Annotated in this window: 10 protein-coding genes; 8 read left to right on the top strand and 2 right to left on the bottom strand. The window is 41.0% G+C overall.

What is annotated here, in order from left to right:
- The first annotated feature begins 119 nt into the window (after positions 1–119).
- From lon to PSF16_RS07995, 5 genes are all read left to right on the top strand, one after another.
- Positions 120–2,549 (top strand): endopeptidase La, encoded by a 2,430-nt coding sequence (gene lon, locus PSF16_RS08015; protein WP_272689086.1) that lies wholly within the window; start codon positions 120–122, stop codon positions 2,547–2,549.
- A gap of 238 nt (positions 2,550–2,787) precedes the next feature.
- Complete coding sequence (gene hupB, locus PSF16_RS08010; RefSeq protein WP_006662768.1) at positions 2,788–3,063, top strand: nucleoid-associated protein HU-beta; 276 nt, start codon at positions 2,788–2,790, stop codon at positions 3,061–3,063.
- A gap of 173 nt (positions 3,064–3,236) precedes the next feature.
- A complete protein-coding gene (gene ppiD / locus PSF16_RS08005; protein WP_006662767.1) occupies positions 3,237–5,105 on the top strand; it encodes a peptidylprolyl isomerase in 1,869 nt (622 codons plus the stop codon).
- Positions 5,106–5,268: 163 nt separating this feature from the next.
- On the top strand, positions 5,269–5,640 hold the full coding sequence (locus PSF16_RS08000; RefSeq protein ID WP_036961879.1) for a ComEA family DNA-binding protein: 372 nt from the start codon (positions 5,269–5,271) through the stop codon (positions 5,638–5,640).
- A 246-nt stretch (positions 5,641–5,886) separates the two neighbouring features.
- Positions 5,887–6,315: an acyl-CoA thioesterase gene (locus PSF16_RS07995; RefSeq protein WP_006657225.1), complete on the top strand. Its 429-nt coding sequence runs from the start codon at positions 5,887–5,889 to the stop codon at positions 6,313–6,315.
- 34 nt (positions 6,316–6,349) lie between these two features.
- On the opposite strand, the gene queC is transcribed toward PSF16_RS07995, so the two are convergent.
- Positions 6,350–7,051: a 7-cyano-7-deazaguanine synthase QueC gene (gene queC / locus PSF16_RS07990; protein ID WP_006657226.1), complete on the bottom strand. Its 702-nt coding sequence runs from the start codon at positions 7,049–7,051 to the stop codon at positions 6,350–6,352.
- A gap of 230 nt (positions 7,052–7,281) precedes the next feature.
- On the opposite strand from queC, the gene PSF16_RS07985 reads away from it, so the two are divergent.
- The 3 genes from PSF16_RS07985 (at position 7,282) to PSF16_RS07975 (ending at position 11,364) form a co-directional block, all read left to right on the top strand.
- The gene (locus PSF16_RS07985; protein ID WP_006657227.1) at positions 7,282–7,743 is read left to right on the top strand and encodes an Lrp/AsnC family transcriptional regulator; all 462 of its coding nucleotides are present in this window, start codon (positions 7,282–7,284) and stop codon (positions 7,741–7,743) included.
- 97 nt (positions 7,744–7,840) lie between these two features.
- Positions 7,841–9,586 carry a SmdA family multidrug ABC transporter permease/ATP-binding protein gene (locus tag PSF16_RS07980; RefSeq protein WP_272689085.1) on the top strand — a complete coding sequence of 582 codons (1,746 nt, stop codon included), beginning with the start codon at positions 7,841–7,843 and terminating at the stop codon, positions 9,584–9,586.
- Entirely contained in the window at positions 9,583–11,364 is a 1,782-nt protein-coding gene (locus tag PSF16_RS07975; RefSeq protein ID WP_272689084.1) for a SmdB family multidrug efflux ABC transporter permease/ATP-binding protein, read from the top strand. Before PSF16_RS07980 ends, PSF16_RS07975 begins: the two co-directional genes overlap by 4 nt.
- 147 nt (positions 11,365–11,511) lie before the next feature.
- On the opposite strand, the gene tesB is transcribed toward PSF16_RS07975, so the two are convergent.
- Complete coding sequence (gene tesB / locus PSF16_RS07970; protein ID WP_006662762.1) at positions 11,512–12,378, bottom strand: acyl-CoA thioesterase II; 867 nt, start codon at positions 12,376–12,378, stop codon at positions 11,512–11,514.
- Positions 12,379–12,526: the final 148 nt, after the last annotated feature.

Raw genomic sequence — 12,526 nt, 5'->3', positions numbered from 1 at the left:
CTTAGTTGTGGTTTCCTTATTTTGAAATAGCGCTGTTTATATAACAGTGTTTTGCAAGAATTTTTTCTGTTATAAGCAGAAACCCTTAACTGGCGTGTGCTAAACGAAGAGAGAGCTTTATGAATCCAGAGCGTTCCGAACGCATTGAAATACCAGTATTGCCTCTGCGTGATGTAGTGGTGTACCCACATATGGTGATCCCACTGTTTGTTGGACGTGAAAAATCCATTCACAGTCTGGAAGCAGCAATGGATCATGATAAGCAAGTGATGCTGGTTGCGCAAAAAGAAGCCTCAACCGATGAACCTGGGGTGAATGACTTATATACTGTTGGGACAATTGCGTCTGTGATTCAGATGCTGAAGTTACCTGATGGTACCGTTAAGGTGTTAGTCGAAGGATTACGTCGCGCACGTATTACTAGCCTGACTGACAATGGTGAATATTTCTTAGCTCAAGCTGAGTATTTACCCAATGACAGTGCGAAAGCGGCTATTTACGATGATGCATCTAAAGAGCCTAGCGCTGCTGAATTGGTCGACGAAAAAGAGCAAGAAGTTTTATATCGCACTATCGTTAGCCAATTTGAAAGTTACATCAAACTGAACAAAAAAATTCCACCGGAAGTTTTGACTTCACTGCATACGATTGAGCAAGATCAGTTAGATAAACTGGCTGACACAATTGCTTCACATATGCCGTTAAAACTGGCAGATAAGCAACGCGTTTTAGAAATGGCAAATATTGCTGAGCGTGTTGAGTTCCTGATGGCAATGATGGAGTCAGAAACTGAGTTACTGCAAGTTGAAAAACGCATTCGCAACCGCGTGAAAAAGCAGATGGAAAAAAGCCAACGCGAGTACTATTTGAATGAGCAAATGAAAGCGATTCAAAAAGAACTTGGCGAAATGGATGATGCTCCAGATGAAAACGAATCGCTGAAACGTAAAATCGAAGAAGCAAAAATGCCAAAAGAGGCTCAAGAAAAAGCGGAAGCAGAATTGCAGAAGCTGAAAATGATGTCTCCAATGTCAGCGGAAGCGACAGTTGTTCGTAGCTACATTGATTGGATGGTTCAGGTTCCATGGCATAAACGCAGTAAAGTTAAAAAAGACTTAGTGAAAGCACAAGAAGTGCTCGATACTGACCATTATGGTTTAGAACGAGTCAAAGACCGTATCCTTGAATATCTCGCGGTTCAAAGCCGTGTTAGCAAAATCAAAGGGCCGATTCTGTGCTTAGTTGGACCTCCAGGTGTAGGTAAAACCTCACTGGGCCAATCCATCGCAAAAGCGACAGGACGTGAATACACTCGTATGGCGCTGGGTGGGGTACGTGATGAAGCGGAAATCCGCGGTCACCGCCGTACTTACATTGGTTCAATGCCGGGCAAACTTATCCAAAAAATGGCGAAAGTTGGGGTTAAAAACCCACTCTTTTTATTGGATGAGATCGACAAAATGTCATCAGACATGCGTGGTGATCCTGCGTCTGCACTATTAGAGGTGTTAGATCCAGAGCAAAACGTAGCATTCAACGACCATTATCTGGAAGTTGACTATGATCTGTCTGACGTGATGTTTGTCGCGACATCGAACTCGATGAATATTCCTGCTCCATTATTAGACCGTATGGAAGTAATCCGTCTTTCTGGTTATACCGAAGACGAAAAGCTGAATATTGCTAAAAGACATTTGTTATCCAAACAAATCGAGCGTAATGCCTTGAAAAAAGGTGAGTTATCTATCGATGATGGTGCACTCATGAGCATCATTCGTTATTACACTCGTGAAGCTGGCGTGCGTGGTTTAGAGCGTGAAATCTCTAAATTATGTCGTAAAGCTGTTAAAGCATTGCTGATGGATAAAAAACTGAAGCATATTGAGATAACAGCAGATAACCTGAAAGATTACTTGGGTGTTCGTCGTTTTGACTATGGTCATGCTGATACTGAAAACCGTGTAGGGCAAGTTACTGGATTAGCCTGGACAGAAGTGGGTGGTGATTTATTAACCATCGAAACTGCCTGTGTACCTGGTAAAGGTAAGCTAACATATACGGGTTCTTTGGGTGAAGTGATGCAAGAGTCAATCCAAACTGCACTGACGGTTGTTCGTGCTCGCGCGGAAAAACTAGGCATTAACAGTGACTTCTACGAAAAACGTGATATTCACGTTCATGTTCCGGAAGGCGCAACACCAAAAGATGGTCCAAGTGCGGGTATCGCGATGTCAACGGCACTGGTTTCTTGCTTAACGGGTAACCCTGTGAAAGCGGATGTGGCAATGACAGGTGAAATTACGTTACGAGGCTTAGTATTACCAATTGGTGGGCTAAAAGAAAAATTACTGGCAGCTCATCGTGGTGGTATTAAAACCGTGCTGATCCCAGATGATAACAAGCGTGATTTAGAAGAAATCCCTCAGAATGTGATTGCTGATTTGCAAATTCATCCTGTTAAGACAATTGAGGAAGTACTCTCATTAGCATTGGTCAATCCTCCTTTTGGGGCTGAAGTGGTCCAAAAGAAAGCTAAAAGAGTGAGCTGAATCAAGAAGTTTGTATAAAAGTAAGGCTGACAGCTAATTTAGGGCTTGTCAGCCTTTTTTTTCGTCGTTAATTTAGCGAAGATTCTGATAATGGTTAGCGTACTATCTGTTTTCTTGCCATTAATATTCAGGATTGATATAACGGCTGCATCATTAATTAACTATACTTAGTAATGTTAACTATACTGTAGTTGGTTAATTAACCGATAAAGTCAAAACTAATATGGGGATGATAATAGTGAATAAGTCTCAACTGATTGAAAAAATCGCTGCAGAAGCGAATATTTCTAAAGCCGCAGCAGGTCGCGTAGTCGACGCTTTCGTTGCTTCTGTAACGACGTCTCTGAGCAAGGGTGATGATGTTACTTTAGTTGGTTTTGGTACTTTTAACGTACGTCAACGCGCAGCACGTACTGGTCGTAACCCGCAGACAGGTAAAGAAATTAAAATCGCTGCGGCAAAAGTACCTGCATTCCGTGCAGGTAAAGGTCTTAAAGACGCTGTTAACGGTTAATTGAGTTTAGTTTCGTCTTTCACGCATTTTTGCGAAAACTCAAACTGACGTAATGTCTTTAATCAGCTAATATATAAGCGCGCCATGGAAATGGTGCGCTTTTTTTTCTATCTGAGTTAAAATTAGCGTAATATTAAGAAATTCAACAAAGCAAAGCGGAGTTAAGCCTTTTTATGATGGAAGATCTACGCACGAAGGCGAACAGTCCTTTTATTAAAGTGTTGTTAGCTATTATTATCTTGTCATTCGTGCTGACAGGTGTTGCTGGCTATGTGATTGGTGGCTCAAGTAATAATGCTGCTGAAGTCAATGGACAGCCAATAAGCAAGGAACAATTACAGCAAGCTTTCCAGCAAGAACGCCAGTCGTTACAAGAATACTTAGGAGATAAATTCTCTGAAGTTGCGAGTAATGACAACTACATGAAAGAGCTGCGTACCCAAGCTTTGAATAACTTAATCAATAATCAATTGATTAATCAATATGCTAATGAATTACAACTTTCTGCCAGCGATCAACAAATTGAGCAGGCTATTTTTGCTATGCAAATTTTCCAAACTAATGGAAAGTTTGATAGTGAAAAATATCGCGAAATTTTAAGCCGTTACAATATCAATGCAGACAATTTTGCCGCTCAAATTCGTCAAGATTTAGTGCGTGCACAATTAGGTAAATCGTTCACCGGAACAGAATTTGCGCTACCTTCGGAAGTTAAAGCTTACGCTGAATTATTTATGCAAGAGCGTGAGGTACGCACTGCAACGTTGTCATTGGCTGCATTACAAGCAAAACAAACAGTGACTGAAGATGAGCTGAAAGCTTATTACGCGGCAAACCAAAACAGTTTTATCTCGCCTGAACAAGTTCAAGTGAGTTACGTAGAAATGGACGCAGCATCAATGCCTAAAGCGTCAGTCACTGATGAAGAAGTGAAATCTTACTACGAACAAAATCTGAAAAACTTCACGAAAGCAGAACAAAAGCTTTATAGCATGATCCAAGTTGCATCAGAAAAAGATGCGCAAGCTTTAGAAGCTGAACTGAAAGGTGGTGCTGATTTCGCAACACTTGCGACAGAAAAATCGACAGATAAATTCAGTGCGGGCAATAAAGGCGTGATTGGCTGGATGGAAGCGACCTCCACGCCAAGTGAAATTATTAGCGCTAATTTAACTGAAAAAGGTCAAGTTTCTGCGCCAATCAAAGTTCAAGATAACTATGTTTTATTCCGTTTAGATGATGTGAAGCCGGAAGCTGTTAAGCCTTTTGATGAAGTAAAATCCAGCATCGAAACTAGTTTGGTTCAAGATAAAAGCGTTAAACAATTCTATGACTTACAACAAAAAGTCAGTGAAGCAGCAACGAATGACAATGAATCATTAGCCTCCGTTGAAAGCATTTCCGGTCTCAAAGTGGTCACTACAGGTTGGTTTGATCGTCAAAACCCGCCAGCAGAACTGAATTTCCCTAAGGTGGTTAATGAAGTATTCAGCGAACGCTTAGTGGATAAAAACGGTTCAACAGGCATTAACTCAGATGTTATTAACGTGGAAGGTGACCGTGCGTTTGTCTTACGTGTTGCTCAATATAAAGCGGAATCAATTGAGCCATTCGAGACGGTAAAAGCGGATATTGAAGCATTGGTTAAGCGCCAAAAAGCATCTGCACAGTTAAAAGCAGATGGTGAGAAATTACTGGCAGCGTTACAAGCAGGTAAAGGTGACGAAGCACTGAAAGCCGCTGATACCCAGTTTGGTGCTGTTCAAACGGTTTCATTCCTTGCTCCAGCTACTGATGTAACGGGTGTTGCAATGAAAATGACACCACCGGCAGAAGGCAAGCCAACGTATGCAATCGCTTATGATCAAAAAGATAACCTGTTGATTGTCCAACTAGATAAAGTCACTTTAGGTCAACCAACTGCGGATGAACTTAATCAGTTAGCTAACGAATATCGTGGTGCAATGAGCTCTGCTGTGAATGAAGCATTAATGCTGAACTTACGTACAAATGCAAAAATTGAAGTACAAAGCTTAGAATAAGCTTTCAGCATAGGATAGTTGCGAAGTGCTTCGCAATTAAAAATGCAATATATGTAATAGAAGGCCACCCATAGGGTGGCCTTTCGCATTGTATAGTTCGAAGAAAAGTTTTTGAAAAAATTCTCTGGCATTGTGGAGTTTCAACACACATAGGAGAACAATGATGGAATGGAATAAATATATTAAACAAGGATTAGGGACAGTGTTAATGGTTGCGATATTGTGCCCTTTATCCGTCTCTGCGGCGGTAAAGAAAGCGGAAACAGAAAAACCGGTGACTTCGATTATGCAGTCTCAAAATAGTGATGAAATAAAAAGTACAAATCACTTAACTTCCCCTGATCAGGTCAATATTAATCAAGCGAGTGCAGAAGAGTTAGCGAGAAAACTCAGCGGTATAGGTAAGCAGAAAGCGCAAGCTATTGTCGAATATCGAGAGAAGTTTGGGGCTTTTAATGCCATAGAAAATATTCTTGAGGTACAAGGAATAGGTCCGGCATTTTTAGAAAAAAATCGAGAAAAACTCGTGCTTTAGCAAAATATTAGCTCACTTCATTGTGAGCTAACTTTATGTAGATAAAAAGAATGTTTTAAGTGCTCAGTTATTGAAATTAAATTCTAAATATAAGTTAAAAATTATTAGTCGGTATGTTTTGTTCTAATCAATTTGATTTAAAAAGTAAATATGAGAGCCAAGTCTGATAAGTGAGATTTATTCAGCAGAGTTTCTAAATATTTGTTATTTTTATGTTACCAAATAAATTAACTGGTCGGAGTAGTTATGGCGATACAGATTAAAGTACTCGGTTACCACATTGATGTGTTCCAACATGTAAATAATGCTCGATATTTAGAATTTTACGAAGCGGATAGATGGGATTGGATGGGAAAGGCAAATCTCATTGAGTGGGCTATCCAGCACAAAATTATTATGGCTGCTGTAAATATCAATGTGAACTACTTCCAAGCTGTTGGTTTGGGGGATGAACTGACCGTGACGTCAAAAATCGATAAAATCGGTGTTAAAAGTGCTGTTTGTTACCAGCAAATTATTCGTCACCGTAATGGTGAAGACGAAGTGGTTTCCGATGCCTATGTCACTTTTGTGTTCATTGATGGAAAAAGCAATAAAGCGATGGTGATTGAAGATGAATTACACGAAAAGATTGAGTCTTTGAAAAATAAAATAGATGCATGTATTGAAGTATAGCCAACCGAGGGGCAGTCTTGGTTGGCCGGCTGAATTACTTAATGCTATTGAGGTGTTTGAGTAGGGAGTCCATAACGGTTTGCTTATTATTGAGATAATAATTCAAACCCTTGCTACGTAAATGACATGCTGCGCATTCAGCACAGCCGTCACCTTGGATACCATTGTAGCAAGTCAGTGTTTGTGTACGGATAGTTTCAAGATGCCCATAGTAATCAGCAAGAGCCCAAGTTTGAGCTTTGTCTAACCACATAAGCGGTGTTTCGAAACGGATATCTTTTGCTAACCCTAAATTGACAGCATGATTCAGTGCTTTGACAAACTCGTCACGGCAATCAGGGTAGCCCGAGAAATCAGTTTCACACACGCCAGTGATCACTGCTTCTGCGTTGACCTGATAAGCATAAATGGCGGAAAGCGTCAGAAATAGAATATTTCGACCAGGCACAAAGGTACTTGGAAGCCCACTTGCTTCACTTTCTTCATAATCAGGGACAGGGATATTGTCACGGGTTAGGCTGCTTATCGCAAGTTCGTTGAGTAATGAGACATCGAGAACTTTATGCGCTTTTGCACCTAATTGGAGGCTCAATTTTTGTGCGACCTCAATTTCTAAGCGGTGACGTTGCCCATAATCAAAGGTCACACAGTGAACCTCATCATAATCTTTGAGTGCTTGAATTAGGCAGGTCGTTGAATCTTGCCCTCCACTGAAGACGACAACGGCGCGTTTCATAAGTCTCTCCTGAGCTTGCAATAATGAGGAAATTAATTGAGCCCTATGTTAGCGGTCTAGAAGCGTAATGAACAGCTTGTTTTTGTACTATACCCTTATGGTATAAGCAATTTATGCTATTTTTCGGCTATTTATGCAAAGTTATTCTACAATACTTGCAATTCATAACAGCTTTATTATTTCATCATGATAGAATTTTGCTGATACAGGAATCCGCCTAGGGGCTATATATGCTGGATAAAATAGATAAAAAACTACTTGGCTTATTACAAAATGACAGCAGCCTATCATTAAATTCATTAGCGGAAGCCGTTAACTTAACTTCCACGCCATGTTGGAAGCGATTAAAACGACTAGAAGATGAAGGCTATATTCGAGGTCGTGTCACACTCCTTGATGGAGAAAAACTAGGATTAGGATTGACCGTCATTGTCATGATTAAAACCCAGCAGCACAATAGTGAATGGTACGCGCAGTTTGTTTCCTTTGTCGAAAAGCTTCCTGAGGTTTTAGTATTTTATCGTATGGCGGGAGAATATGATTACCTGATGCAGGTTGAAGTCCATGATATGAAATCCTATGATCTATTCTATAAGAAGTTGGTTAATGGTGTTCACGGCTTAATTGATGTAACCTCCAGTTTTGCAATGGAAAAAATCAAATATACGACAGTACTGCCCATTCCCGACTAATTTAGCTTACTTAAATTGGCGCCATATAGGCTAAAACACAAAGTCATTAACAATAAAGAAAGTAGGCAGTTACTAACATCATTCAAGGCAGTAATACGTGCGATTATTTTCACAGTTACGTTGGTATTTTATAAGCGAATGGCGTCGTTATCTCGGCGCTATTTGTTTTCTTGTGGTTATTGCCATTCTACAGATAATTCCTCCACGTTTCGTTGGTGTGATTGTGGACGGCATAAGTAAAGGCTCGATGACTAATCAACAACTTGTTAATTACGTCTTATCGATGTTAGCTATTGCCTTAACGGTTTATGGGTTACGTTATGTTTGGCGGTTATGGTTGTTTGGTGCTTCCTATAAGTTAGCCGTTCAGTTGAGGCAACAAATCTATCGACAACTCAGTTTACAAAACCAACCATTTTATTTGAAATATCGTACAGGCGATCTTATTGCTCGGACTACGAATGATGTCGACCGCGTGGTATTTGCTGCGGGGGAAGGGGTGCTGACCCTTGTAGACTCTTTAGTGATGGGATGTGCTGTCCTTATCATGATGAGTATTGAAATTAGTTGGCAATTAACACTGCTTGCCCTGATCCCTATGCCTATTATGGCATTGGTTATTAAGCGCTATGGCGACCAACTTCACCACCGCTTTAAACACGCTCAGGGCGCTTTCTCTTCTTTAAATAACCATGCTCAAGAAAGCTTAACCAGCATTCGAATGATTAAAGCATTTGGTCTGGAAGATCATCAATCTAACCAGTTTGAACAAGTTGCCACTGAAGCAGGGCGACGCAATATGCATGTCGCAAAGATTGATGCTCGCTTTGACCCGACCATTTTTATGGCAATTGGTATGGCAAACCTATTAGCCATAGCTGGTGGGAGCTGGATGGTATTGAATAATACCTTGACTCTCGGGGAGCTCACCAGTTTCGTGATGTACTTAGGTTTGATGATTTGGCCAATGTTAGCGCTTGCATGGATGTTTAATATCGTTGAGCGTGGTAGTGCAGCTTATAGCCGAATTTTAAGTTTACTCAATGAGCCATTAGTGATTAAAGATGGTAACCAAAGTTTGCTCGCTGAAAAAGGCGAGTTAAGTGTGAATATCCGAACGTTTTCTTATCCTGAAACTCAGCGGTATGCTCTGAAAGACATTCAATTTACGTTGAAGCCTGGTGGATTTCTTGGTTTATGTGGACCAACGGGGTCCGGTAAATCGACACTAATTACTGTACTACAACGTCATTTTGATGTGAGTGATGGCGAAATTAGTTATCAGCATAAGCCACTTACTGATATTCAGCTCGATGAATGGCGGGCTAGGCTATCTATCGTCAATCAATCCGCTTTCCTGTTTTCGGATACAGTGGCAAATAATATCGCTCTTGGGCAGCCAGATGCCACTATGGCACAAATAGAAGATGCTGCTCGTATTGCTTGTGTTCATGAAGATATTCTACGGCTACCTGAAGGGTATCAAACCCAAGTGGGAGAACGTGGAGTCATGCTTTCCGGTGGGCAAAAACAGCGCATTTCCATTGCGAGAGCCATTTTGAAAAATGCCGAGATATTGGTCTTGGATGATGCGTTATCTGCGGTAGATGGGCAAACGGAACACGTTATTTTGCAAAATTTGAGTGACTGGAGACAGGGGCGAACTTTGATTATTAGTGCCCATCGTTTATCTGCTTTGGTCGATGCTGATAATATCCTCGTGTTATGTCATGGTGGGATTGTTGCTAAGGGAACTCACAAAGAGTTAGTTAAGGAATCAGGTTGGTACAGTGATATGTATCATTATCAGCAAATTGAAGCTGCTTTGGATGGTGACCTATGAACCAGAAAAAGCCGCTATGGCCGGCACTAAAACGCTTATTATCTTATGGTAAAACTTACCGTCGGACGATGGTGATCGCGATAACGATGCTGTGGCTGGCAGCCGCAGCAGAAGTGAGTGGACCCTTACTTATTAGTTACTTTATTGACAACATGGTGGCAAAAAAACAGATTATCATGCCGCTTACGTTATATATGGTGATAGGATTTATTGCATTGCAAATTATCGCCGCACTCCTCCATTACTATCAAAAAATACTGTTTAACCAAGCATCTGTTGGTGTGGTACAAAACTTACGAACGGATGTGATGAATGCGGCTTTACGCCAGCCTTTGAGTGCTTTTGATAAGCAACCCGTAGGGCAGATTATTTCCCGAGTGACTAACGACACTGAAGTCATCAAAGACCTGTTTGTTATGGTCGTACCAACCGTATTTCGTAGCTTAGCATTGATTTGCGCTATGTTAGTGGCGATGTTCTCTTTAGAGTGGAAAATGGCGTCCATTGCGGTATTAATATTTCCAGCGGTACTGGTTGTTATGCTGGTTTATCAACGCCTAAGTACACCAATTGTACGCCGAGTTAGGGCATATTTAGCGGATATTAATAACGGCTTTAATGAAGTTATTAACGGTATGACAGTCATTCAACAATTTCTACAACAAGCGAGATTTGGTCAAAAAATGTTGTCTGCGAGTGAAGATCATTACCATTCAAGAATGAAAGCATTGAAATTGGATGGGTTACTCCTCAGACCGTTACTAAGCCTGTTTTCCGCTTGTGTACTGTGTGGATTGTTGTTGCTATTTGGGTTTGACGGAACCAGCACCGTTGGGGTTGGGGTCCTGTATGTTTTCATTAACTATTTGGGACGATTAAACGAACCACTCATTGAATTAACTTCTCAACAATCGATGCTGCAACAAGCGGTTGTCTCCGGTGAACGTGTTTTTGAATTAATGGATAGTCCACAGCAAGGGTATGGCGAAAATATTGCGCCATTGCAAGGTGGGGCGATTGAAATTAAGCATCTTTCGTTTGCTTATCGTGCAGATAAAAAAGTCCTTGATGATATTAACTTGTCTGTACCTGAACACCATTTTGTTGCATTGGTTGGGCATACGGGGAGTGGGAAAAGCACTATCGCAAACTTAATTATGGGTTATTACCCGTGGCAAGAAGGGGAAATATTACTGGATGGGAGAGACCTAAACTCACTGTCTCATCAAGTATTACGCAATGGTATTGCCATGGTACAGCAAGATCCCGTTGTATTGGCGGCTTCATTTTTTGATAACGTGGCATTAGGGCGTGAGGTTTCCCAAGAAAAAGTGTGGGAAGTGCTTGAAACCGTACAATTAGCTCAACATGTTCGTGAATTACCGGATGGATTAGACTCTTTATTAGGTGAACAAGGGAATACTTTATCTGTGGGGCAACGCCAATTATTGGCGATTGCTCGAGTACTGGTGATAACACCGAAAATTTTGATTTTGGATGAAGCCACCGCGAATATTGATTCGGGGACCGAACAGGCAATTCAGAAGGCACTACGCGTTATTCGTCAAAATACTACATTGGTTGTGATTGCTCATCGCTTATCCACCATTGTAGATGCAGACCATGTTGTCGTATTACATCGAGGGATGATTGTAGAACAAGGAACTCATGCTCAGCTCCTCCAACAGGGAGGGCGCTATTATCAAATGTATCAATTACAGCAGGTTGGCGAATCATTGAATTCCCGTGATGAAGCAGCGGAAGCATTATTAGTTTAGTTAGTGCTTACTGACAGATATTGCTCCAATAGCGTGGTGTATTCTATGAGATATCAAATAAAAGAGCCTCGTAGTAGAAGGCTCTTAATATCTTGAGAAGTAATGGCTTACTTTCATTTCATGAGCAGAGATAAGAGATTGTGGGTATTAGCGAGGTTTTCTCTTACGAATAACACCTTCTTGTACGGTTGTTGCCACTAAATCTCCTTGCTGGTTATAAATTTGCCCCTTAACAAAACCACGCCCACCGGAAGCGGAAGGGCTTTCAATGGCATATAGTAACCATTCATCAATGCGATAAGGTCTATGGAACCACATGGAATGGTCAATGGTTGCAACTTGCAAGTCCCGCTCCATGAAACCTCGCCCGTGCGGTTGTAATGCGGCCGGTAGGAAATTGTAGTCTGATGCATAGCCTAGTAAGTAGTCATGTAGCTCAGGGCTATTGGGGAGCTCACCTTTGGCTTTAAACCAAATATAGCGAAAGGGTTCTTGAGGTGCACTATCAAACGGGCTATAGAACTCAATAGGACGAAATTCAAAAGGATTAGGTCGTAACGCATATTTTTTAACTGCATCGGGCAGTTGATCCGCGAAACGTTGAATGATTTCATCCTGCGAAATTAATTGTTCTGGCGCAGGAACATCAGGCATTAGATTCTGATGGTTAAAACCGTCTTCTTGTTCTTGAAAAGAAGCCGTCATAAAGAAGATAGGTTTACCATTTTGGATAGCACTAATGCGGCGTGTACTAAAGCTTCCACCATCACGCAAGATTTCTACATCGTAGACAATTGGTTTTTGGCTGTCCCCAGGCCGTAGAAAATAGCTGTGAAAGGAAGTGATAATCCGCTCTTCTGGCGTGGTTTGTTTTGCAGCATACATTGCTTGTCCAACAACTTGCCCGCCAAAAACTTGCGGCAAACCAAGATCTTCACTTTGTCCCCGAAAAATACCTTCTTCAATTTTTTCGAGTTTAATTAGGCTGATTAAATTCTGTAATTCTGGGCTCATGGTCACCTTGAAGAGGATTAAAAAATATCAGATGCGGCTATTTTCCCATTAATCTGCATAAATAGGTAGGCTGTTTATGTACTGATTAATTGACAATCGTTTTTGGTTACAATTTGAAATATAATTTCATTATTTAATTTGTATTAGA

Source organism: Providencia sp. PROV033, assembly GCF_028484855.1.
Lineage (GTDB): Bacteria > Pseudomonadota > Gammaproteobacteria > Enterobacterales > Enterobacteriaceae > Providencia > Providencia alcalifaciens.
This window is presented reverse-complemented; position numbering and strand designations above follow the sequence as displayed.

Bases quoted from the DNA above. Each gene is read 5' to 3' on its own strand.
- queC (WP_006657226.1), bottom strand. From the start codon at position 7,051: ATGAAACGCGCCGTTGTCGTCTTCAGTGGAGGGCAAGATTCAACGACC.
- tesB (WP_006662762.1), bottom strand. From the start codon at position 12,378: ATGAGCCCAGAATTACAGAATTTAATCAGCCTAATTAAACTCGAAAAA.
- PSF16_RS07975 (WP_272689084.1), top strand. From the start codon at position 9,583: ATGAACCAGAAAAAGCCGCTATGGCCGGCACTAAAACGCTTATTATCT.
- lon (WP_272689086.1), top strand. From the start codon at position 120: ATGAATCCAGAGCGTTCCGAACGCATTGAAATACCAGTATTGCCTCTG.
- PSF16_RS07985 (WP_006657227.1), top strand. From the start codon at position 7,282: ATGCTGGATAAAATAGATAAAAAACTACTTGGCTTATTACAAAATGAC.
- PSF16_RS07995 (WP_006657225.1), top strand. From the start codon at position 5,887: ATGGCGATACAGATTAAAGTACTCGGTTACCACATTGATGTGTTCCAA.
- PSF16_RS08000 (WP_036961879.1), top strand. From the start codon at position 5,269: ATGGAATGGAATAAATATATTAAACAAGGATTAGGGACAGTGTTAATG.
- ppiD (WP_006662767.1), top strand. From the start codon at position 3,237: ATGATGGAAGATCTACGCACGAAGGCGAACAGTCCTTTTATTAAAGTG.